Origin of the sequence: Flavobacterium sp. TMP13 (genome assembly GCF_050847115.1) — a bacterium.
GTDB lineage: Bacteria > Bacteroidota > Bacteroidia > Flavobacteriales > Flavobacteriaceae > Flavobacterium.
The window spans coordinates 578,284-602,496 of the sequence record NZ_CP193656.1; the positions used below are offsets into that span (position 1 = coordinate 578,284).

21 protein-coding genes and 2 tRNA genes are annotated in these 24,213 nt (G+C 34.8%); 13 read left to right on the top strand and 10 right to left on the bottom strand.

Annotated elements, in window-relative coordinates; all coding sequences use genetic code 11:
- Positions 1-348 precede the first annotated feature (348 nt).
- From ACRASX_RS02530 to ACRASX_RS02545, 4 genes are all read left to right on the top strand, one after another.
- Complete coding sequence (locus ACRASX_RS02530) at positions 349-774, top strand: DoxX family protein (protein WP_066310693.1); 426 nt, start codon at positions 349-351, stop codon at positions 772-774.
- Between the two features lie 194 nt (positions 775-968).
- Positions 969-2,837 (top strand): peptidase U32 family protein, encoded by a 1,869-nt coding sequence (locus ACRASX_RS02535; RefSeq protein ID WP_432222321.1) that lies wholly within the window; start codon positions 969-971, stop codon positions 2,835-2,837.
- 169 nt (positions 2,838-3,006) lie between these two features.
- A complete protein-coding gene (locus ACRASX_RS02540; RefSeq protein WP_432222322.1) occupies positions 3,007-3,477 on the top strand; it encodes a ferritin-like domain-containing protein in 471 nt (156 codons plus the stop codon).
- A gap of 161 nt (positions 3,478-3,638) precedes the next feature.
- Entirely contained in the window at positions 3,639-3,896 is a 258-nt protein-coding gene (locus ACRASX_RS02545; RefSeq protein WP_432222323.1) for a hypothetical protein, read from the top strand.
- Between the two features lie 259 nt (positions 3,897-4,155).
- Here the strand turns inward: ACRASX_RS02545 and ACRASX_RS02550 are convergent, their stop codons facing one another.
- Positions 4,156-4,905 carry a hypothetical protein gene (locus ACRASX_RS02550; RefSeq protein ID WP_432222324.1) on the bottom strand — a complete coding sequence of 250 codons (750 nt, stop codon included), beginning with the start codon at positions 4,903-4,905 and terminating at the stop codon, positions 4,156-4,158.
- Between the two features lie 251 nt (positions 4,906-5,156).
- Between ACRASX_RS02550 and ACRASX_RS02555 the strand changes: the two genes are divergently transcribed.
- The gene (locus ACRASX_RS02555; RefSeq protein WP_432222325.1) at positions 5,157-5,732 is read left to right on the top strand and encodes a Crp/Fnr family transcriptional regulator; all 576 of its coding nucleotides are present in this window, start codon (positions 5,157-5,159) and stop codon (positions 5,730-5,732) included.
- A gap of 38 nt (positions 5,733-5,770) precedes the next feature.
- On the opposite strand, the gene aceA is transcribed toward ACRASX_RS02555, so the two are convergent.
- A complete protein-coding gene (aceA, locus tag ACRASX_RS02560) occupies positions 5,771-7,051 on the bottom strand; it encodes an isocitrate lyase (protein ID WP_432222326.1) in 1,281 nt (426 codons plus the stop codon).
- Positions 7,052-7,109: 58 nt separating this feature from the next.
- Positions 7,110-8,711, bottom strand: coding sequence for a malate synthase A (aceB, locus tag ACRASX_RS02565; RefSeq protein ID WP_432222327.1), 1,602 nt, complete (start codon positions 8,709-8,711; stop codon positions 7,110-7,112).
- Positions 8,712-8,830: 119 nt separating this feature from the next.
- Between aceB and ACRASX_RS02570 the strand changes: the two genes are divergently transcribed.
- Both ACRASX_RS02570 and ACRASX_RS02575 read left to right on the top strand, forming a co-directional pair.
- Entirely contained in the window at positions 8,831-10,312 is a 1,482-nt protein-coding gene (locus tag ACRASX_RS02570) for a helix-turn-helix domain-containing protein (RefSeq protein ID WP_432222328.1), read from the top strand.
- Positions 10,313-10,402: 90 nt separating this feature from the next.
- Entirely contained in the window at positions 10,403-11,116 is a 714-nt protein-coding gene (locus ACRASX_RS02575) for a pirin family protein (protein ID WP_432222329.1), read from the top strand.
- 108 nt (positions 11,117-11,224) lie between these two features.
- Here ACRASX_RS02575 and ACRASX_RS02580 read toward each other — a convergent pair whose 3' ends face one another.
- Entirely contained in the window at positions 11,225-11,818 is a 594-nt protein-coding gene (locus ACRASX_RS02580) for a 2OG-Fe(II) oxygenase (protein WP_432222330.1), read from the bottom strand.
- 199 nt (positions 11,819-12,017) lie between these two features.
- On the opposite strand from ACRASX_RS02580, the gene ACRASX_RS02585 reads away from it, so the two are divergent.
- Complete coding sequence (locus ACRASX_RS02585; protein WP_432222331.1) at positions 12,018-12,548, top strand: YceI family protein; 531 nt, start codon at positions 12,018-12,020, stop codon at positions 12,546-12,548.
- Positions 12,549-12,904: 356 nt separating this feature from the next.
- A complete protein-coding gene (gene fabD, locus ACRASX_RS02590; protein ID WP_432222332.1) occupies positions 12,905-13,777 on the top strand; it encodes an ACP S-malonyltransferase in 873 nt (290 codons plus the stop codon).
- Positions 13,778-14,021: 244 nt separating this feature from the next.
- Here the strand turns inward: fabD and galE are convergent, their stop codons facing one another.
- Complete coding sequence (gene galE / locus ACRASX_RS02595) at positions 14,022-15,035, bottom strand: UDP-glucose 4-epimerase GalE (protein WP_432222333.1); 1,014 nt, start codon at positions 15,033-15,035, stop codon at positions 14,022-14,024.
- Between the two features lie 13 nt (positions 15,036-15,048).
- Positions 15,049-16,182: a DegT/DnrJ/EryC1/StrS family aminotransferase gene (locus tag ACRASX_RS02600; protein WP_432222334.1), complete on the bottom strand. Its 1,134-nt coding sequence runs from the start codon at positions 16,180-16,182 to the stop codon at positions 15,049-15,051.
- Positions 16,183-16,337: 155 nt separating this feature from the next.
- On the opposite strand from ACRASX_RS02600, the gene ACRASX_RS02605 reads away from it, so the two are divergent.
- The 4 genes from ACRASX_RS02605 to ACRASX_RS02620 all read left to right on the top strand — a co-directional run bounded on the left by ACRASX_RS02605 (position 16,338) and on the right by ACRASX_RS02620 (position 20,582).
- The gene (locus ACRASX_RS02605; RefSeq protein WP_432222335.1) at positions 16,338-17,570 is read left to right on the top strand and encodes a 3-deoxy-D-manno-octulosonic acid transferase; all 1,233 of its coding nucleotides are present in this window, start codon (positions 16,338-16,340) and stop codon (positions 17,568-17,570) included.
- Complete coding sequence (locus ACRASX_RS02610) at positions 17,564-18,010, top strand: GNAT family N-acetyltransferase (RefSeq protein ID WP_066310730.1); 447 nt, start codon at positions 17,564-17,566, stop codon at positions 18,008-18,010. Before ACRASX_RS02605 ends, ACRASX_RS02610 begins: the two co-directional genes overlap by 7 nt.
- A gap of 23 nt (positions 18,011-18,033) precedes the next feature.
- The gene (locus tag ACRASX_RS02615; protein WP_432222336.1) at positions 18,034-20,208 is read left to right on the top strand and encodes a S46 family peptidase; all 2,175 of its coding nucleotides are present in this window, start codon (positions 18,034-18,036) and stop codon (positions 20,206-20,208) included.
- Between the two features lie 170 nt (positions 20,209-20,378).
- Positions 20,379-20,582: a hypothetical protein gene (locus ACRASX_RS02620; RefSeq protein ID WP_066310733.1), complete on the top strand. Its 204-nt coding sequence runs from the start codon at positions 20,379-20,381 to the stop codon at positions 20,580-20,582.
- A 108-nt stretch (positions 20,583-20,690) separates the two neighbouring features.
- Here ACRASX_RS02620 and ACRASX_RS02625 read toward each other — a convergent pair whose 3' ends face one another.
- The 4 genes from ACRASX_RS02625 to mutS all read right to left on the bottom strand — a co-directional run bounded on the left by ACRASX_RS02625 (position 20,691) and on the right by mutS (position 24,091).
- Entirely contained in the window at positions 20,691-21,059 is a 369-nt protein-coding gene (locus tag ACRASX_RS02625; RefSeq protein ID WP_432222337.1) for a DUF1508 domain-containing protein, read from the bottom strand.
- Between the two features lie 108 nt (positions 21,060-21,167).
- Positions 21,168-21,253, bottom strand: a tRNA-Leu gene (locus tag ACRASX_RS02630).
- Between the two features lie 14 nt (positions 21,254-21,267).
- Positions 21,268-21,340: transfer RNA gene (locus ACRASX_RS02635), tRNA-Gly, on the bottom strand.
- Positions 21,341-21,484: 144 nt separating this feature from the next.
- A complete protein-coding gene (mutS, locus tag ACRASX_RS02640) occupies positions 21,485-24,091 on the bottom strand; it encodes a DNA mismatch repair protein MutS (protein WP_432222338.1) in 2,607 nt (868 codons plus the stop codon).
- Positions 24,092-24,213 lie beyond the last annotated feature (122 nt).

Genomic DNA, 24,213 nt, shown 5'->3' on the forward strand with positions numbered 1-24,213 from the left:
ATCCCTAACCCAAAAAAAGGTAGATAAGACTAACTTATTTAGTAAGATAATTATTTTTACCCAGCACAACATCGTGTTTTTAAATCTACAAAATCTATTGTTCGTGATAATATAATATTACATTTGAACGGAATATTTCTAATAAATACAGCACCAATTTACAAGTAAATAAAAAGATGATTTATACGAATTATTTTCCAGTTTCTAGGTTAAACTGATATTATTACTAATAGTGTTTTCTGCACAAATTCAAGAACATTGCCTAAAGTTCTGTTTAAAACTCACTATAAAATCACATCGTCATAAAGCCAAGCATTAAAACCAGTACTTAAAACAATAAACTTTACAATGAAAACATCACCATTACAAAACATTGCTAGAATTATTCTTGGCTCCTTTATGACGTTTGCGGGAGTGAGTCATTTAACTTTTCAGCGTCAAGAATTCATCGCTCAAGTTCCCACTTGGTTGCCCGACAATGCACAATTTATAGATTTTGTAGTACTTTCTTCTGGAGTAGTCGAAATTGTTTTGGGATTGAGTATGATTTTCTTAATCAAGCATAAAGTTAAAGTCGGACTCGCTTTAGCTTTATTTTTCGTACTCGTGTTTCCTGGTAATGTCTCACAATATACCAATGGAGCAGATGCGTTTGGCTTGGATACTGATCAAAAAAGACTCATTCGACTATTGTTTCAGCCTGTACTTATTTTATGGGCACTTTGGTCTACAGGCGCTTTAAACTACGTAGTCAATCGATTTTATAAAAAATAGAAAACTTCAGATCTAGAACTATACTCTGCTTTAAATCACATATTAAATTTGCTTATTTAATCTCAAATAATAATTTTTAAAAGATTCTATTTCACACTTGAAATCTTCACGAAATTATCAGACCTTTGTGGTCTTTTTTTCAGTAACAGAAAAAAAGCTAAAGTGCTCGCAATTAAAAAATTAGCATCAAAAGGATGAAAAATAAAATAGAAATTCTAGCTCCTGCAAAGGATTTATTTCACGGAATGGCAGCCATTAATAGTGGTGCCGATGCTGTATATATTGGTGCACCTCAATTTGGAGCCCGCTCAAACGCTACTAACTCGATTGAAGATGTAGCTGCTTTGGTGCAATATGCTCACTTGTATTATGCCCAAGTTTTTGTTGTTATCAATACTATATTGTACGATAACGAACTTGAAACGTGTCGTCAAATGATCTGGAAACTGCACGAAATTGGTGTTGATGCCTTGATAATTCAAGACATGGCGATTATGGAAATGGACTTGCCTCCTATCGTATTGCACGCGAGTACGCAAGCCAACAATCGAGATGCGGATAAAATTAAATTTTTAAAAGATGCCGGAATTAAACGTGTGGTTTTAGCGCGCGAATTAAACTTGCATCAAATTAAAACCATAAGCGAAGCCTCAGACGTTGAGTTAGAGTTTTTTGTAACTGGCGCACTTTGTGTTTCTTTTAGCGGAAACTGCTACATGAGTGTAGCCAATGGAGAACGCTCGGCCAACCGTGGTTCTTGTGCCCAAAACTGTCGTTTACCTTATAACTTGATTGATGGTAACGGCGATACTTTAATTAAAAACAGTCATTTGCTTTCAATTAAAGATTTTGACGTTTCCGATCAGATTCCGAACTTAATTGAAGCGGGAGTTTGCTCTTTTAAAATTGAAGGTCGTTTGAAAGATGTGGTTTATGTAAAAAATAACGTTTCGTACTTGCGACAAAAGCTAGATTCTTTTTTAGAAGGAAGTGAACAATACACCAAAGCTTCTTCGGGTACCTGTACATTTACTTTTGACTCGGCATTGAACAAAAGTTTCAATCGGGGTTACACTGATTATTTTGTAAACGAAAGACACAGTTCTATTGGTTCTTGGGAAAGTCCAAAATCAAAAGGACAATATATAGGTAAACTAATAAAAACCATCGGAAACGCGTACCAAATAGAAAATGGCGAGTTACTACACAATGGAGATGGCTTATGTTACATCAACGAAAATAATGAAGCTGACGGAATTTACGTAAACAAAGTTGAAAACGGACTGGCGTATCCAAACGTATTGAAAGAATTAAAAGAAGGTACTTTTATTTACAGAAATAATGATGCCGCTTTTATTAAAATCGTCGAAAGAGAAGACAGTGCCGTTCGTAAAATAAGCACTACTTTACTATTGAGCGAAAATAAAAATGGCTTTGAATTGCTTGCAACCGATGAAGATGGAAACATAAGTATTGTGCAATTGGATCATGCAAAGGAAGTTACTAAAAATGATCTTTCTATCGAAGAAAACATTAAAACACAATTGGCAAAAACAGGATTTACACCTTATACTGCCGATGAAATTACTGTGATGTTTACCCAAAATTGGTTCCTTCCTATTTCAAAAATTAATGAAATGAGACGTACCGTTTACGAACAATTGTCGGCAGCACGTTTGGCCAATTACAAACGCGAAGAGCATCAGCTTGAAAAAACGTCACATCCGTATCCAGAGACCAAATTGGACTTTATGTACAATGTTTCTAACAAAAAAGCACGTCAATTTTACGAACGCCACGGTGTTACTGAAATAGAAAAAGCTTTTGAGTTGCAATGGGAACCAGGAAAGTCTCGTGTGATGACAACCAAATATTGTATCAAATACGAATTGAAAAAATGTCCGATACATCAAAAAGATAGTATGGGCGAGAAGCTAAAAGAACCATTGGTTTTAAAGCAAGGGGAATTGGAATATAAACTAAAATTTAATTGCAAACCTTGTGAAATGGAGATTTGGGAAAAGGATGCCGAATTTGAAATTGAAGAAGAGCACTTTCATTAAAAAATAAAAACGCATTATTAAAAACTGCTTCGTTACGGAGCAGTTTTTTGTTTTTAAGTTAGTTTTAACACCTAATACTCAATTATATAAAACACAACTTAAATTCTGTAAAATAAAACAAACACAACTGTGCCATCTTTGTATTATAACATTTAAAAAACATACAATCATGGAAAATAGAGATAATTTAAACGTAGATACAAAAGAAGTAGTGTCAAACTTAGAAGGATTAATTGCAATTCTTGAAGACGGGAAACTAGGATATACCAATGCAGCAGAAGACGTGGATTGTGCACAAACTAAGGCCGATTTTTTAAGCTACGCAAGAGAAAGATCTTTATATGTTGTTGAACTACAAGATGAGGTTAACAAATTAGGAAAGTCTACGGATACTACTGGTGGAGCAATGGGAGCAATTCATAGAACGTGGATTGATATTAAATCGCTTATGACTGGTGGTGACAAAGAAGCTATTATTAATGCGTGTATCACTGGAGAAGAAGCTGCTATCGAAAAATACGAGTCAGCATTGAAAGATGCTCATTTTAGCCCAATGTTGCAGAGTATAGTACAAAAACAATTGGCTAGCATTCAAAGTACATTAGCAAAAATTAAAATGAAGAAAGACGCTTCAGCTTAATAGTATTTTCTCACGAAAATAATTAGAAACTACTCTGGCTTTTTTAGTCAGAGTAGTTTTTTTGTTCCCTGTAATTCTATAATAACAAAATTAAGTTCTATAAAATAATGGTAGTAATTATGTAGAACTTTAATATGAATAATCTAAAAAACTAATGACTTATGGATACGCAAGATAATAAAGAAAAAAGCCAAAAACAGAGATTAGAAACCAACGAAGTTTTTCAGAAAGACGAAGCTGTAATTAGCGCACCAACTCCCAAAGAATTTCCGATTCCTGTAGACTTGATTGATGATTTAAAAAAAGATAAAATTGATCCTTTAACAGAGGGAAGCACTAATTTAGGTTATGAAGAAAAACCTCCACGAAAAAAAGAATTAGAGCAAAAAGAACATTACGATCAGGAAGAAGAATCGTAGTATTGAGATAGATTTATTTCTACCGCACACCAATTCATAAAATATAAATTCCGCAAATTGAAACGAAGTTCTCGTGACAATTTGCGGAATTTATGGTTAGTCCAGAACTGACAAGCTAGTAAGGATAACTAATTTTCAAGAAGAATAAATAGGTAATCTATTTCTTGACGAAACAAAAAAGACAACATTCATTTAAATGTTGCCTTTTTTGAACTAACCTAACCAAAATATTTATTCAAATTTATTTTCTAATTATTTGCTAAAGTGCAGAGTGCTCTGTTGGAAAGCTGAAAACAGAACCTATGAATGCTTTAACCTCCGTCACTTTTTCTTGTACAAATTGATTTATTTTTTCAGCTGCGTGTACCCATCCATCTGTATACTGCTCAATCTCAAATTCTAAAATCTCGTGAACTAATTTTTTCTTAGCTAAATAACTTGCGGTACTTTTACAAGAGATTTCATTTAATTTTTTGATATTTTCAATTATTCTTCTATTACTTTTTCCTTTATAAATACTGTTTGAATTTTCAGTCACAAACAAATCTCTCAATTTATTTCGCATTTCATTGGTTTGATGCGAGTTTGAAGGAGTGGTAGCTAATCCTAAAATAGAAAATTCAATTCTGCTATTTTTCTTGAAGCTCAAGATAGTATTTAAACTTCCGCCAGTATTAATTACCGCCGATTTTCCTGCTTTCAACTTAAATTGATCATTTTGATAACCAAAACTATGAGCTATTTCTCCATATCCAGAATAAGCAAAAAACAATGGTGTATTTTTCGTTGATTCGATACTTATATTGACATCTTCTGTAAAAGACAAGTTAAATTGAATGTAGCAAGCACCTTCATTGAAGATTGTGCTTTTTATTCTACCTTTTACTAAATCTGATTTTAATAAAATTTTATTCTCTTCGGCTGTACTAGTCATTGTTCCTCCTAGAGCCGAATTTAATTCTTCAAAAATAGTAGTAGTGTTTCCCGTATTTATGTATAGATTTTTCATTAGTATTAAATTTATAATGCTTCTTCAGTTACGCGAACAGGTATGCATTAATTACAATACAAATATCCAAAAACATGTCAATTAGGTTGTTACACAATTTTCTAGTTGCGTTTCATAATTTTATTTAACTTAATTTTTTGTTTATTTCTTACGTAATTTATATATGAAAGCATTTTAATTATCAGCCATAAAGGTTTTAAGATTAGGTCATTATTTTGGCATCAGTCCAAATTAAACGTATTTTTATAGCTATGAAAAAGATTCTGGACAACATCAAAAAACATGTGATTTTAACTGCAGACGAAGAAGATGTTTTTATATCCAAGGTTACTATCGAAAATTTTAAAGCCAAATCGATGGTTTTAAAGCCAGGTGATATTTGTAGCAAATCCTACTTTATAAATTCAGGAATAATTAGATCTTTTACCGTAAACGATAATAGTGTAGAACATGTTTTGAATTTCTCTTGCGAAGGCTGGTGGATTAGTGATATGTATAGTTATTTGACACAAAAACCAGGGAATCTTTTTATTGAAGTTTTAGAAGATGCTGAAGTAGTTGTTTTATCCAAAGAAAATCAAGAGCTGTTGTATTACGAAATTCCGAAACTAGAACGTTTCTTTCGCATTTTAATTGAAAATTCTTTAATTGCCAATCAAGAACGATTGATGGATAATTTGAGTTTATCTGCCGAAGAACGTTTTGAAAAGTTTTGTTCTAAATATCCTACTTTAATTCAGAAAGTGCCTCAAAAACAAATTGCTTCTTTTATAGGGGTAACACCCGAATTTTTTAGTAAAATGAAAGCACGGCTTCTAAAAAAATAAAACACGACTCTGTAGCGAACCGTGTTTTATTTAATGTATTAAAACTGCTCTACTTCTGTAGAATGTTTCATAGCTGTTGTAGATGATTTACCTAAAGTAACCGTGTTTTGAACGGCGTCAAAATAAGAAGTGCCAACAAAAGCTTGGTGTTTTACAGCTTTAAAACCACTTTTTTGTAAAGCAAATTCGCGTTCTTGCAATTCAGAATATCCAGCCATTCCTCTTTCTTTATATGCCTTAGATAATTCGAACATGCTCGTGTTTAGTGCATGAAATCCTGCCAAAGTAATAAATTGAAATTTATAACCCATTGCGGCTAAATCTTCGCGAAAGGTCTCCATTTCTGCTACCGATAATTTGGCTGCCCAATTGAAAGAAGGCGAACAATTGTACGCTAACATTTTATCTGGAAATTCTTTTTTGATCGCATCAGCAAACTTTCTAGCATGTGCCAAATCAGGATTACTGGTTTCCATCCAAATTAAATCTGCATACGGAGCATAACTTAGTCCTCGAGCAATACCTTGCTCAATTCCACTATTCACATAAAAAAATCCTTCGTTGGTTTTTTCTCCTGTCAAAAAAGCAACGTCTCTTGGGTCAATATCGCTGGTAATTAAATTGGCCGCATCGGCATCTGTACGAGCAACAATAAGTGTCGGTGTTCCCATAACATCGGCAGCCAGACGTGCCGCAACCAATTTGTTAATAGCTTCTTGAGTTGGCACCAATACTTTACCACCCAAATGACCACATTTTTTTGCAGAACTCAATTGATCTTCAAAATGAACCCCCGAAGCTCCTGCCTCAATCATGGCTTTCATTAATTCAAAAGCATTTAAATTACCGCCAAAACCAGCTTCCGCATCAGCTACAATAGGAACTAAATAATCTTTTTTATCCGTAATTCCGTTGACCACTTGAATTTGATCGGCGCGTAAAAGTGCATTATTTATGCGTTTAACTACTAATGGGACGCTGTTAACAGGATACAAAGACTGATCGGGATACATTTCGCCAGCTACATTAGCATCTGCGGCAACTTGCCAACCACTAAGATAAATCGCTTCTAAACCAGCGTCTACTTCTTGAATGGCTTGATTTCCTGTTAGGGCGCCCAAGCCTGCCACAAAATCTTGTGTTTGTAATTTTCTCCATAACTTTTGAGCACCCATTTTAGCAATGGAATGTTCGATGGAATACGAACCTTGAAGCGTTACGACTTCAGTAGCAGTATACGGACGCTCTACTCCTTTCCATCTTGGGTTGCTGATCCAGTCGTTAATTAAATCTTGAATTCGGTCTTCGGTTGTTTTCATAATATTAAAATTTATTTGGTTATTGGTGTTGTATAGTAAATTGAATTAGTACACTCTTTTAAAGGTATTTATAACACGGAATGGTTAAGAATTCCACAAAATCGACATTAACTACTAACTGTTCTAAGATTTTTTCAGCTAATGGAAATTGTCTTTCCTCGTATAATTTGGTGCCAATTTCTAGTTTAATTTTGTCAAACTCATCAAAAGCTAACGCTTTATAATATCGAGCATTCAATGGTTTTTCATTGTCTAGTATCACTTCGTTTTGTAGCCATTGCCACAATTGCGAACGTGATATTTCGGCTGTTGCAGCATCTTCCATTAAATGATGCAAGGCTGCAGCACCTTGTCCGTTAAGCCACGAACTCAAATACAAAACGGCTACGTTAATATTTTTTCGCACTCCATTTTCGGTAATAGTTCCAACAGGAACTTCCAGCAAATCTTCGGCGGTAATTTTACGTTTTGGTTTTTTAATATGAATTTGATTAGCCGTGGGCATTCCTTCATCAAAAATTGCTTTGGCTAAGCCTACCAAATCGGGATGTGCAACCCAAGTACCGTCGTGACCGTTGCGCACTTCTCGTTCTTTATCTGCTTTTACTTTCGCGAAAGCGGCAGCATTTGCTTCATCATTATTTTTGATCGGAATTTGTGCTGCCATTCCGCCAATAGCGTGAATACCACGTTTATGGCAACGCTGAATTACCAAGTTTGAATAGGCATCCATAAAAGGTGAAGTCATCGTTACTTGATCGCGATCGGGCACAATAAAATCAGCATTTTTTCTAAATTTTTTGATGTACGAAAAGATATAATCCCAACGTCCACAATTCAACCCTACGATATAATCTTTAAGCTCGAAGATAATTTCGTCCAACTGAAAACTAGCCGTAATGGTTTCGATTAAAACAGTGGCTTTTATCGTGCCGTGGGAAATTTGCAAATGTTTTTCAGAAAATTCAAAAACATCATTCCACCAACGCGCTTCCATATAATGCTCCAATTTTGGAATATAGTAATACGGTCCCGTTTTATTATCTGCCAAATTTTTATGATTATGAAAAAGATACAATCCAAAATCAACCAAAGATCCCGACACCGCTTCGCCGGCAATAGCTATGTTTTTCTCGTTCAAATGTAAACCTCTTGGTCGAACAAGGAGGACTGCTGTTTCTTCATTCAAGCGGTAAATTTTATTTTTCACGGCATCATCAAGCGAAATAGTTTTGTTGACCGCGTCTCTCAAATTAAGTTGACCATCCATTAAATTCTCCCAAGTTGGCGAGGTGCTGTCTTCAAAATCCGCCATAAAAGTTGTGGCGCCCGAGTTCAAGGCATTGATGATCATTTTACGATCAACAGGTCCCGTAATCTCTACACGACGATCTAGTAAGTCGTCTGGTGTACGACTTGCTTTCCAATTGCATTTACGGATCGATTTTGTTTCAGGTAAAAAGACAGGCAAAATTCCTTGGTCAAAAACATTTTGTCTTTTCGAACGTTGCAGTAACAACTTTTTTCTGGGTTCATCAAAATTTTCATGCAAAGCCGTGATAAAATCTATAGCTTCATTGGTCCAAATAGCTTCATAATTTTGGTTGGATGCAGCTAAAAAATCGATTGGTTTTTCGGTAATCTCTAAATGATTTTTCATATCTAAATATTTTAACACTACAATGTTATAAAAAAGTTTTTTACAAAACAAGCGAACGTTCGCTAAATATTTAAAAAACTTTTTTAGCGTTATAATTTATAAATACTTACTTTTGAGATATGGATCTGGAAAAAGAATACATCAAGCTTATATTTGGACTGAAACTAAAACAACTTCGTACCGAAAAAAACTTATCGCTGTTTGGCCTAGCAAAACTGACTGATTTATCAAAGTCGTATTTGAACGAAATTGAAAAAGGAAAAAAATATCCAAAAACAGATAAAATTTTAGTGCTTTGCGACAAGCTCGAAGTGAGTTACGACCAATTGGTTTCATTGAAACTCGATAATAATTTAGCTCCGATTGGAGAAATTTTAAAATCGGGTATCTTAAAGGAAATTCCGTTGGATCTTTTTGGCATTCAAGAAGCTGATTTGATAGATATTATAGCCAATGCTCCGGCAAAAGTGAATGCATTTATTAGCACGATTATCGAGATCGCACAGCATTATAATTTAAGTAGAGAGAGCTTCTTTTTGGCATCATTGCGTTCGTATCAAGAAGCGCACAATAATTATTTTGAAGATTTAGAAAACAAAGTTGTCGCTTTCTCTAAATCTTTTCAAGTCGATTTACAATCCAAAGTAACCGTCGAAGAATTGCAAGCTATTTTGATACAAGAATACGGATATACGATCAGAGACATTGTTTTTTCTGAAGAAGAATCTTTAGGTGATTTACGTTCGATATTTGTACCAAAAAGCAAAACATTATTACTTTCTGAAACGGTCGATCAAGCTCAAAAAGCATTTATTCTAGCCAAAGAAATTGCATATAATTACCTTGAAATAACCGATCGATTACTAACTTTTAGTTGGATTAAATTTAAAAACTTCGACCAGGTTTTGCATAATTTTTATGCTTCTTATTTTGCCGGCGCACTACTATTGCCAAGGCAATTATTAATTGATGAAATCAATCAATTTTTAGTTAAAGAAAATCCATTACCCGAAGAATTTGTGGAATTGATCGAAAGATTTGAAGTCTCGCCAGAATCATTTTACCAACGACTGACCAATATTTTGCCTAAAGATTTTCATTTAAAAAATGTTTTCTTTTTAAGAATGTCACATCACATTGGCTCCGACACCTATCAGATAAAGAAAGAATTGCACATTACCAATCAGCAGGAACCACATGCCAACGAAATGAACGAACATTATTGTCGTCGTTGGGTTTCTATTCGTACTATTGATGAGGCTATCAAGCAGAAAAAAGCACACTTTTTTGATGCGCAAATCTCGCATTACGAAAATAGCGGCAATGAATATTTAGTATTTTCGTCGGCTACAAAAGACCCGTTCATTAAAAATTGCATTCGCAGTATTTCAGTCGGAATATTGACAACGCCTGCAATGAAAAAGAAATTCAAATTTATTGAGAACAAACCTTTAGTCAAACAAATCGTAGGTGTTACTTGCGAAACCTGTGCGGTAAAAAACTGTCTCCAACGCGCATCTCCAGCTACGGCATTGAACTTAAAAAAACGCCACGACCTAACGGATTCTGTGGTACAGCAATACATTAAAAATTATAGTTAAAGAAAGTGCTATTTCTTAATCTAGGTTAAGTACTTTTCTTTGACATCCGTTGTAAATTTGCATGAGCAAACAACAACAAATACGTACCACATGGAAAATATCATAATTCACAAAGCAGATTCAAGAGGAACGGCAGATCACGGCTGGTTGCAAGCTAATTTTAGTTTTAGTTTTGCTGGCTGGTACAATCCAGATCGTGTGCAATTTGGAGCACTTCGGGTTTTAAACGACGATATCATTGCTGCCGGAATGGGTTTTGGAACGCATCCGCACGATAATATGGAAATCATTACGATTCCGTTAGAAGGAGATTTGGCTCACAAAGACAGTATGGGAAATGCTGAAGTCATTAAAAATGGAGACATCCAAGTGATGAGCGCCGGAACGGGTGTAGAGCACAGTGAGTTCAATCCAAACAAAGATCAGCGAACCAAATCATTACAAATTTGGTTGTTTCCTAACAAAAAAAATGTCGCTCCTCGTTACCAACAAATTTCGCTGGACGTAAATGACCGACACAACAAATTACAACAAATTTTATCTCCAAATCCAGAGGATGCTGGCGTTTGGATTCATCAAGATGCTTGGTTTCACATGGGAAATTTTGATGCTGGAAAAACAATCGACTATTCTATTAAAAAACAAGGAAACGGAATGTACGCTTTCATCCTTAAAGGTGAAGTCGTCATCAACGGAAATGAATTAAACACAAGAGATGCGATCGGAATTACGGATTTTGAAACTCTTACAATTGAAGCAAAAACCGATGCTGAATTTCTTTTAATGGAAGTTCCTATGATTTAATACTAACGTAACTCCTATAACAAAGGCGATACCTAATCTGAATTTCAGAGCATGTATCGCCTTTAATGTTTTCTAATTTCGATACTACAGCTGCAAAATTTTGACGCTTTACGCTCCTTTAAGCCAACCTGTAATACTCATTCTTGTATTTTGAGTAACCAACACTTCATGTACCAATTCATCACTTTTAAAGAAAACAGTTTTACCTTGAGTAGGACTAATTTTTTGATTATTATTCAATTGATGAATCAACAGTTCGCCACCGTCACTTTCTTGCCAATTGGTATTTAAATAGCTAATCATTGAATATTTTCTACCCGAATGGTTTTTGAATTGATCCAAATGCTTCAGATAAAAATCTCCTTTTTCATACAGCGAATAATGAAACTCGTATCCCGTAATTCCGGCATAACAACTTTCGTTTAAGTAAAGCACAAACTCATCCATTTGATCAAAAAAAGCATCTTCAAAAACATTGTTATGCTTACGATCCAGCCAATAAATCGAATCGCTTCGAATGGCTCCGTCGTACGAAGGCAGCTGTGTGTTTCCGATTCCTGCTGCAACCAGCAAGCTGTTTTTGTTTAAATTAATTAAATTTTCTTTAAGATGATTGGCCAAGTCGGCACTTAAAAAACGCTCTGATATACCTACTTTATTTTCGATATAAGAAGCAACTAAATCCTCGAAGGAATTTTCCATTAGTATTTTGGAAAGACTGAAGTTACAGCCAACGAACGAAGGTAGAATAAAAAAAAATATGATTTATTTTTTTCCTTAAAAATATACTTAAAAAAAACACCAGCCTTGTTTTAGTTCTTAATCTAGATTAAGTATCAATTACTTACAATTGCTGTAACTTTGTTAGAGCACTAAAAAGCAACACTTAAAAAACTAGAATATGACAACTACAAAATGGACAATTGATCCGACACACTCCGCCATTGGTTTTAAAGTAAAACACATGATGTTTACCAATATTTCAGGTCAATTTAAAGAATACCAAGCCACAATTACTACCAACGGAGACAGTTTTGAAAATGCAACTATAGATTTTTCTGCCGACGTAAATTCGGTAGATACCAACAATGCAGAAAGAGACGGACACCTTAAAAGTGCCGATTTTTTTGATGCGGACAACAATCCTAAATTAATTTTCAAATCGACTTCCTTCAAAAAAGTTGACGGTCACAATTACGATTTAGCTGGAAATTTATCGGTAAAAGGAATTGAAAAAGCAGTACGATTTCCAGTTGAATTTAGCGGACTAATGACCGATCCTTGGGGAAACACTAAAGTTGGTTTAAATATTTATGGTAAAATAAACCGTAAAGATTGGGGCTTGAACTGGAATTCTGCTCTTGAAACAGGTGGCGTTTTGGTAGGAGAAGAAGTAAAAATGGTTATTGAATTGGAATTAGCAAAACAATAATTTGTAATTTTAGATTCAATTTGATTAAACCCGTGCATTTAAAAATACACGGGTTTTTTATTTTTTTGATTTACTAAATGAAGATACTACGCTTTTGGTTTTTTTTGTTGCGATAAACGTTACTTGCGGTATGACTTGCGCAGAATGCAATGTAATCTAGTGTATTTCAGATTTTTGTTTCGTGAAAACATTCGATTTATAGGTTTACGAATTTTACAAACTAAAAAGTGCTATTTTTGCAGCCCGATCGAAAGTAACTTTTCGATAGTTCCTTTTTTCAATCTTTAACTTAAAGACATGCGATGTCTTATGACGTTGCAGCTGATAAATATTAAAAAACAATAAAAAAACTACAGATGAAAGCATACGTTTTTCCTGGACAAGGCGCACAATTTACCGGAATGGGTAAAGATTTATACGAAAACTCGGCTTTGGCCAAAGAACTATTTGAAAAAGCAAATGAGATTTTAGGATTTCGCATCACCGACATTATGTTTGAAGGTACCGCTGAAGAACTAAAGGAAACCAAAGTTACGCAGCCTGCTGTATTTTTACACTCCGTTATTTTGGCAAAAACATTAGAAAATTTTCATCCAGAAATGGTAGCGGGACATTCCTTAGGGGAATTTTCGGCTTTAGTCGCTAATGGCACTTTATCTTTTGAAGACGGTTTAAAATTAGTTTCGAAACGTGCTTTGGCGATGCAAAAAGCATGTGAAATAAAACCTTCAACAATGGCAGCAGTTTTAGGCTTAGCGGATAACGTTGTTGAAGAGGTTTGTGCTACTATTGACGGTGTTGTTGTTGCAGCAAATTACAACTGCCCTGGACAATTAGTAATTTCGGGAGAAACTTCGGCAGTTGAAAAAGCATGCGAAGCGATGAAAGCAGCTGGCGCAAAACGTGCCTTATTATTGCCTGTTGGCGGAGCATTCCACTCGCCAATGATGGAACCTGCGAGAGAAGAATTAGCTGCAGCTATTGAAGCAACTACTTTTGCTACACCAAGTTGCCATGTTTATCAAAACGTAACCGCAACTGCCGTTTCTGACCCCAACGAAATTAAAAAGAACTTAATCATTCAATTAACTGCTCCTGTAAAATGGACACAATCGGTACAACAAATGATTGCCGATGGCGCGACTTTATTTACTGAAGTTGGACCTGGAAAAGTTTTATCTGGATTAATTGGTAAAATTGATAAAGAAGCTGCTACTGCAAATGCTTAAAAATAATTTTTAGAATTTAATTCTTAATTTATAAAAAAATCCTCGTTAACGAAAAGTTGACGAGGATTTTGTTTTTAGAGCTCTTTTGCTGCTTGGCAGTCACCGATTACGAATCTATGTAATGATTCAAAAAATTCTATTTATATTTATTATTACAAATCTTTTGAATTAACCGCAAGTAAAAACCCCAAACTATCAATAAATAATTTGGGGTTTCTTATGATGCTGGTATTAGATTTACATACTAACTTCTAATCTTTTGTTCCCATTTCCAAGCACTGTCCATCGCTTGATCTAAAGTAAATTTTGCTTTCCAACCCAAAACTTCATTCGCTTTCGTAGTACTTGCGTACGCTTCTGTAATATCTCCTTCGCGTCGACCCATAATTTTATAGGTTAGTTTTTTATCACTCACTTTTTCAAAACTGTGAATCACTTCCAGAACCGAACTTCCTGTTCCAGTTCCTAAATTAAAGGTCTCTACTTTATCCAAATTTTGTTTGTCTAACAAACGTTGCAATGCAATTACGTGCGCTTTTGCCAAATCTACAACGTGAATGTAATCGCGAACTGCAGTTCCATCTGCTGTTGGATAATCATCTCCAAAAACAGCTAATTCTTGGCGCAATCCAATTCCTGTTTGCGTAATAAAAGGCACTAAATTTTGAGGAACACCAATTGGTAATTCGCCAATTTGAGTAGTTGGATGCGAACCAATTGGGTTAAAATAGCGCAATAAAATGGCATTGATATTGGTTACTTTCGCTGTATCGGCAATGATCTCTTCTCCAATTTTTTTGGTATTCCCGTAAGGAGAAATCGGTTGTTGTACCGGTGCATTTTCGGTAATTGGCATTTTTTCGGCTTGACCGTAAACGGTACAAGACGAACTAAAAATAAAACTTGCTTCTGGTTTTTGCTGTAATTCTTGCAACAAATAAACTAAAGTACTAATGTTGTTTTCGTAGTATAATAGCGGGTTTATAACACTCTCACCTACAGCTTTAGATGCTGCAAAATGGATCACTCCACTCATATCTTGGTATTTTTTAAAAAAATCTTGAACGGCATTCTTTTCTCGTAAATCTAATTTTTCGAAAATTGGTTTTTTACCTGTAATTGCTACAATTCCATCCAAAACTTCTTCGGTAGAATTAGAAAGATTGTCAATAATTACAACTTCAAAACCTTCATTTTGCAATTCGACTACCGTGTGAGAACCAATAAAACCTAATCCGCCAGTTACAAGTATCTTCATAATATTTTTATCGTTATTTTTCTAAAAATTCTAAAACAGAACTCGTAATAAATTGAATTTGCTCTTCGTCTAACTCTGTGTGCATCGGCAACGAAAGCACTTCTTTCACCAATTGGTTGGTAATTAAAAAGTCATCCTCCAAATATCTTTCGTTTTTATACGCTTTTTGAGCATGCAATGGAATTGGATAATATATTGCGCAAGGAATTCCTTTTTGTTGCAAATGCTCTAACAAACCATTTCGATCTGCATTTATTATTCTCAAGGTATATTGATGAAAAACATGATTATTTTTATTAGCATCAAAAGATGGCGTAATAATATTAGCGTGACCGTCAAAAGCTTGGTTGTATAAACTAGCCGCAGTACGTCTTGTTGCATTGTAAATATCCAAAAGCGGCAATTTCACATTTAAAACAGCTGACTGAATACTGTCTAATCTCGAATTTACACCTACCACATCATGATGGTAGCGCTCGTACATTCCGTGATTAACAATACCACGAAGCATGTGTGCTAGATCGTCGTCGTTTGTGAAAATCGCACCACCATCACCGTAACAACCTAAGTTTTTAGATGGAAAAAATGACGTTGCCCCAACATGTCCTATGGTTCCTGCTTTGATCGTAACTCCAGATGCTGACAAATAATCAGCGCCAATAGCTTGAGCATTATCTTCAATTACATATAAATTATTTTCGCGCGCAATTTCCATAATAACATCCATGTGAGCCGTTCTACCAAACAAATGCACGGGAACAATTGCTTTGGTTTTTGGCGTAATTGCTTTTCTAATCGCATCTATAGAGATGTTCATATCATGCATATCCACATCTACTAAAACAGGCGTTAACTGTAACAAAGCAATCACTTCAACAGTTGCTGCAAAAGTAAAATCGGCTGTAATTACCTCATCACCGGGCTGTAAACCCAAGCCCATCATCGCAATTTGCAACGCATCGGTACCATTAGCACAAGGAATTACGTGCTTAACGCCTAAGTACTGTTCAAGATTTTTTTGAAACTCATGAACCACAGGTCCGTTGATATACGTGTTTGTATCTAAAACGTCTTGTATAGAAGCATTGACCGTATCTTTTATTTTATCGTATTGACCTTTAAGGTCAACCATTTGTATTTTTTTCATTTTAATTTGGCTTAAAATTCTCTGATTATCAATTGCTTTTATTCCACTTTATCTAAGAGAAAGTTATAAAAATGGCAGTACAAAAATAGTTATTTAATGGCTTTTAACCATAAAAATAAACGAAAGAAGCGTATTTTAGCAGCAAATATTCCTTTATGCTTTTTTTATACAATGTAGTCCTATATATTGCCGCTTTTTTATTAAAAATAGTAGCTCTTTTCAACTCCAAAATCAAGTTATTTGTGTCGGGAAGAAAAGATGTTTTTTCGACACTTTCTGAAAAAATAGAACCAACCGACAAAACCTTTTGGTTTCACGCGGCTTCTTTAGGTGAATACGAACAAGGGCTACCCATTATCGAAAAAATAAAAAGCACACATCCCAATCACAAAATAATTGTTACTTTTTTTTCGCCTTCTGGTTATGAAGTCCGAAAAAACAATACCGTTGCAGATGTGACCGTCTATTTGCCAATGGACACCAAGAGCAATGCTAAGAAATTTATCGCCTTGGTACATCCCGAAAAAGTATTTTTTATCAAATATGAATTTTGGTTAAACTACCTAAGTGAACTTCAAAAAAATAAAATACCGACCTATCTAGTTTCTGGTGTTTTTAGAGAAAATCAAATATTCTTTAAACGTTATGGCGGTTTTTACAGAAAAGCGCTTACTGCTTTCACGTACTTTTTTGTTCAAAATGAAAAATCGAAAAAGTTATTAAATGACATTCATTTAAGCAATGTGATTGTCTCTGGAGATACAAGATTTGATCGTGTCGTCGCTATTCTAGAAAAAGACAATCAGCTTGATTTTATAGCCGAATTTAAAAACAATACTACCACTATTGTTGTTGGAAGCTCTTGGCCCAAAGACGAATCTTCGTTAATTGATTATATTAATTCGACTGCGAAAAATGTCAAATTTATTATTGCGCCACACAACATAAAAATGGACCAAATTGAGCAACTTAAAAATGCAATCATAAAAAAAACCGTTCTTTTTTCGGAAAAAGAAAACCAAAATTTAAAAGAGTTTGATGTCTTTATAATTGACACGATTGGTATTTTAACCAAAATCTACAGTTATGCCGATATTGCATATGTTGGTGGAGGTTTTGGAAATCCTGGTGTTCATAATTTATTAGAGCCAGCCACTTTTGGCGTTCCCATTGTAATTGGCCCCAATTTTTCTCATTTTGAAGAAGCGACTGCATTGGTCCAAAACCACGGTTGCATTAGTATTTCGAACGCAATCGAATTAGAACATAGTTTTAACAAACTCATTTCTGATGTTGATTTGAGAAAAAAACAAGGACTTATCTGCAGCCATTTTGTCCAAGAAAATAAAGGCGCCACAACAACAATTTTTAACGCAATATCATGGTAGTTTTTAAAGAAATAACAAATTCAGACCTTGAGCTTATTGTGAGTTTGATGGAAGAATTTTACGCAATCGATAATTATCCGATTGACACGGAAACCTCGACAGCCCTATTTAAAGAATTCATCACTAATGAAAAATTAGGCAAAGCGTGGCTGATTTTTACTGAGAAAGAAGTAGTTGGCTATGTTATTCTGACTTTTGTTTTTAGTTTCGAATACCAAGGAAGAATCGCCTTTTTAGATGAATTGTATCTGAGTGAAAAAGCCAGAGGGAAAGGATTGGGCAAGAAAACGGTACAATTTATTATCGAGCAAATTTCAAATTTATCTTTGAAACATATTTACTTAGAGGTAGAAGAGCACAACAACAACGCACAAAAATTGTATATTGCAAGCGATTTCGAATTTCACAATCGAAAATTAATGAGCTACAAACCCCGATAAATTTATCAATTAAATCAAAAAAAATGAAGTTTTTAAAATTATTCGCATTATTGTTTGTTTTTCAAGTACAAGCACAACAAGGCGGAATGTGGATTCCATCTTTACTTGACGGAATGAACGCAAAAGAAATGCAAGCACTTGGAATGAAAATGTCGATTAAAGATATTTACGATGTTAATAGTTCAAGTTTAAAAGACGCTGTTCCTCACTTCAACGGCGGCTGTACATCTGAGGTTATTTCGCCAAAAGGTTTGCTTTTAACCAATCATCATTGTGGTTACGGACAAATTCAAGCACATTCATCGGTAGAAAATGATTATTTAGCCGATGGTTTTTGGGCTTATAAAATGGAAGACGAATTACCAAATGAGAATTTGGAAGTTACTTTTATCGTAAAGATTGAAGATGTAACCAAACAAATTTTAGAAGGAGTTGCTGTTTTACCAAATGAATCAGACAAACAAGCGAAAATTCAGCAAAACATTTCGGCTTTGTCCAATTCATTTCCAAAAGAAAAATACCAAGAAAATAAAATTCGTACGTTTTTTGAAGGAAATCAATACATGCTTTTTGTAACTGAAACATATAGCGATGTACGTTTGGTTGGTGCTCCACCTACAAGTATTGGAAAATTTGGATCAGATACCGACAACTGGGTTTGGCCTCGTCATACTGGTGATTTTTCTTTGTTTAGAATTTACGCAGACAAAAACAACCAGCCAGCAAAGTATTCTAAAGACAACGTTCCCTATACTCCGAAACACTTTTTACCAATATCTTTGGATGGTGTTGCCGAAGACGACTTTACTTTAGTATTTGGATATCCAGGAAAAACAAGCGAGTATTTGCCTGCAGTAGCTATTGAGCAAATTGTTAATGAATTGAACCCAACTAAAATTGAAATTCGAGATAGAGTTTTAAAAGTTACAGACGGTTTCATGCGAAAAGACAAAGCCATTAAAATTCAATACGCTGCCAAATACGCAAGTACAGCCAATTATTATAAAAAATGGATTGGTGAATCACAAGGTTTACAAAAATCGAATGCGGCTGGAGTAAAGAAAGCACAAGAAAAAGTATTTCAAGAAAAACTTATCAAGGCAGGAAAAGAAACGGAATACGGTTCGTTATTAGCCGATTTTGACACGAACTACAAGGCAATTGCTCCTTATGCAATTGCTAGAGATTATTTTAGCGAGATTGTTTTAAGAAACGTTGAATTACTTAAAACGACCTACAAATTTGTACAACTAGAGCAAATTTATAAGAACAAAGGTGAACAATCTTTTACTGATAGAAAAAATAATCTTGCCAGTGGTTTGGGCGAATTTTACAAAGATTTCAATAAAAAAGTCGACGAAAAAATCTTCGAACAAGTAATTGAGATGTATGCCAAACAATCTCCACAGCAATTTTTACCTGTAAGTTTAAAAAATGCGAATGCTACGCAATTGACTGCAGACGTTTACGGGAAATCAAAACTAACCACTTTTGAAGGTGTAAAAGAGATTTTATCTGGCGACACTAAAAGTATCTTGAAAAAACTAAACAGCGATCCCGCTTTTAAATTGGTGAAAGACTTAAGCGCCTCTTACTTTAATGAAGTAGCACCAAAATACGACGAGCTGAACATGAAAATTACAGCTTTGCAACGTGATTACATGAAAGCACAATTAGAGTTGGGTACAAACGATCGCATATTCCCAGACGCAAACAGTACGTTACGTGTAACTTACGGGCAGGTAAAAAGCTACGCACCAAAAGATGCAGTTCTTTACGAACCAGTAACTTATTTAGAAGGTGTAATGGAAAAATACATTCCGGGTGATTATGAATTTGACGTGCCTACCAAATTAGTTGACTTATATAAAGCCAAAGATTATGGTCAATATGCCCAAAATGGTAAGATGCCAGTAAACTTTATTGGAACAAATCATACTACTGGAGGAAATTCGGGCAGTCCGGCGATTGACGCAAATGGAAACCTAATTGGGCTGAATTTTGATCGTGTTTGGGAAGGTACCATGAGTGATATTTATTACGACCCAAGCATCTGTAGAAACATTATGGTTGATGCACGCTATATTTTGTTTATTATTGATAAATATGCTGGTGCTACCAATATTATATCTGAATTGAAGCTTGTTCATCCAAAAACAGGCAAGTCAATGAAAAAGAAAGACTTAAAGAAAAAATAATTTGGCCCAGGCCAAGAACCTAGAGGTTAAATCTGGCATAATAATTGCTAAATACCCTCCAGAGAAAAAGATTGAATATTTTTCAAAAAAAAAATGAAAAAATATTTTACATATCAAAAATTTTATATCTTTGCCTCGAATTAATAATTAACCTTTTATAATAAAGTAAGATGAAAAAAGTATTTTTAAGTTTAGCTGCTGTTGCTGTATTAACTGTTGTATCTTGTAAGAAAGCTGACGCTGCTGCTGAAACTCCAGCTGAAGAAGTAATTGACTCTGCTGCTATGACTATCGATTCAGCTAATCAAGTAATTGATTCTGCTACTCAAGTAATTGATTCTGCTGCTACAGCTGTTGAAGACGCTACTAAATAATTTTTAGCTAAAATCAAAAAAATAGCCATCCGTGCAAACGAGATGGCTTTTTTTATGCCTTTTATTTTAGGAATTGAAATAAGCAGTAAGCTATCTCAAACAATGCTTTTAAACTTCTGTTTCCAGCTCTTCTTCTTCAAAACCAAACGGATTGTCAGTAAAGTCTAATATCTCTGACTGAACGCCGTATTTTACGATTTCATTAATTCCTTTTTGCAACATCAACGCAGTCGAATATTTTCGACTCGTCGCAAAATGTTTTCCCTCAAAAACCAATTTAAAAAAATATTTTCCACCAGAAGATTTGAATTTTTTAAAATCAGCCGAATCGATTTTTTCTTTAAATCGATCCACAGCTTCTTCACACTCAAACTTTAGTTCATAGCTCAAACTAGTAAAAACTACTTTACCTTTTCTAGAAGTAAACACAAATTTATATTCGTCGTTAAATCGCTTACTAATTACAAAAGCACCCATTGTGATTTTTTTTGATTGAAAAATATTGTCCGCATCCAAAAGAGAAGATTCATTTTGAATCACGAATATATATAAAATAAAAAAGCCTCTTCTTTCGAAGAGGCTTTGTACTCAGAGCGGGACTTGAACCCGCACGAACATTGCTGTTCACTGGATTTTAAGTCCAGCGTGTCTACCAATTTCACCATCCGAGCATAGTATGGCGTTGAGCGAAAAACGGGGCTCGAACCCGCGACCTCGACCTTGGCAAGGTCGCGCTCTACCAACTGAGCTATTTTCGCGTTTCAAACTTTTTTAAGAACTGCAACACTTGTACCGTATTGCGAGTGCAAATTTAGGACATTTATTCAATTACACAAGCCTTTTTTTAAAAAAATTCAGAATAAAAACATAAACTATTGATCTACTATTCTTTAAAAATGAAATTATTTTCGAACAAGCATTCTTTTAATCTCATTTAGCTTCATTAATGCTTCTACAGGTGTAATTGAATTAATATCTAGGTTCAAAATCTCTTCTTTTATTTCTTCCAATAACGGATCATCTAAATTAAAGAAACTCATTTGCATTTCATCTTTTGCAGGTTTTATTCCGTTTAACGCAGCGCTAGAGTGATCTTTCTCTAATTTCTTTAAAAGTTTTTGTGCTTTTAAAATTACGATTTGAGGCATACCCGCCATTTTAGCCACATGAATACCAAAACTGTGTGCACTCCCGCCCTTGATCAGTTTCCGGACAAACAGAACGGTATCTTTTAATTCTTTGACTGCAACATTATAATTTTGAATGCGAGGCAGCGATTCGTGCATTTCGTTCAGTTCATGATAATGAGTAGCAAACAGTGTTTTGGGTTTGGACGGATGCTCGTGTAAAAACTCAGCAATAGCCCACGCAATCGAAATTCCATCGTAGGTGCTCGTTCCTCGACCAATTTCATCTAATAATACCAAACTTCGATCGGAGATGTTATTCAAGATCGAAGCGGTTTCGTTCATTTCGACCATAAAAGTAGATTCGCCCATCGAGATATTGTCAGACGCTCCTACTCTAGTAAAAATTTTATCTACAATTCCCATTCGAACACTTTCAGCAGGAACAAAACTTCCCATTTGAGCCAAAAGCACAATCAATGCTGTTTGTCTTAAAATCGCCGACTTACCAGACATATTTGGCCCCGTAATCATAATGAGTTGCTGCGTCTCTCTATCCAAGAATACATCATTGGCAATATAAGGTACATCGATTGGCAATTGTTTCTCGATCACGGGATGACGTCCGTTTCGTATATCCAACTCTAAAGAATCATCGATTTCTGGACAAACGTATTTATTCTCGTTTGCGAGTTGCGTAAACGAACAGAGACAGTCTAATTGCGCAACCAAACTGGCGTTCATTTGAACGGGTTTAATGTATGTTGTGATCCAAGCGACCAACTGTTCAAACAGTTCGGTTTCTATTTTATGAATTTTTTCTTCGGCACCTAGAATTTTACTTTCATATTCTTTTAACTCTTCTGTAATATAACGCTCAGCGTTTACCAAGGTTTGTTTTCGGATCCACTCTGTTGGAACTTTATCTTTGTGTGTATTTCTAACTTCAATGTAATATCCAAATACATTATTGAATGATATTTTTAAAGAAGTAATACCGGTACGAGCCGATTCTCGTGATTCAATTCCCTCGAGATATTCTTTTCCTGAAATAGAAATTGCACGAAGTTCATCTAATTCAGCATTGATTCCTTTCGCAATGGCGTTTCCTTTGACAATAGCTACAGGCGCATCTTGATTTAAGGTGGTTTTAATTTTCTCGCGAAGCAAATCGCAACTGTGCAAATTATCACCAATTACTTTTACGGCTTCTTGCGGACTTTTAAGCGCCAGTTCTTTGATGGGAATAATAGCATCTAAAGATTCTTTTAGATAAATAATCTCTCGCGGTGAAATTTTTCCGGTAGCGATCTTAGAAATCAAGCGTTCTAAATCTGAAATTTGTTTGATTTGACACTGAACCTTCTGTAAAATTTCTGTATTCTCTTTCAAATAAGTTACGACCTGATGGCGACTTTTAATCTTATTTGCATCCTTTAATGGCAATGCCAACCAACGTTTAAGTAGACGACCACCCATTGGCGAAAGCGTTCTGTCAATTACATCTAATAAGGTAACTGCATTTGGATTATAACTGTGGTACAACTCTAAATTGCGAATGGTAAAACGATCCATCCACACATAAGCATCTTCGGCAATGCGCTGAATCGCCGTAATATGCTGGACTCTGTTGTGTTGGGTTTCGGATAAATAATATAAAATAGCGCCAGAAGCAATTATGCCTTCCCTTAACTCTTCGATACCAAAACCTTTTAAAGAAACGGTTTGAAAATGTTTGGTCAAGGTTTCGACTGCGTAATCTTCTTTATATATCCAATCTTCTAAATAAAAAGTATGAAAATCATCGCCAAAATTTTCTCTAAAATCGTTTTTCTGTTGTTTGGGAACTAAAACCTCACTCGGATTAAAATTCTGCAATAACTTATCGATATAATCTGCATTTCCTTGAGCGGTTAAAAACTCTCCTGTGGAAACATCTAAGAAAGAAACTCCAATATTTTTGTTGGTAAAATAGATAGAAGCTAAAAAGTTATTGCTTTTAGATTGCAGAACCTCATCATTAAGTGAAACCCCAGGAGTGACCAGTTCGGTTACCCCACGTTTTACGATGGTTTTGGTCATTTTTGGATCTTCTAACTGATCACAAATTGCAACTCTTAATCCTGCTTTTACCAATTTGGGTAAATACGTATTTATAGAATGATGTGGAAAACCAGCCAAAGCCGTTTCTGTTTCAGAACCTGCACCACGTTTAGTTAAGGTTATCCCTAAAATTTTGGACGCTCGAACAGCATCTTCACCAAAAGTTTCATAAAAATCGCCTACTCTAAAAAGCAAACAAGCATCGGGATACTTTCGTTTAATTTCATTGTACTGTTTCATCAATGGGGTTTCTTTAACCACCTTATCTTTAGCTGCCAAATTTTTGTTTTTAGGAATGAAATAATATCGGAGCGAATTTAAAAATTTTAAAACGAATAACGTATTTGTACAAAAAAATTAATTTATTTTAAGTTTTTTTTAAGCTCATTTTTCAATATTTT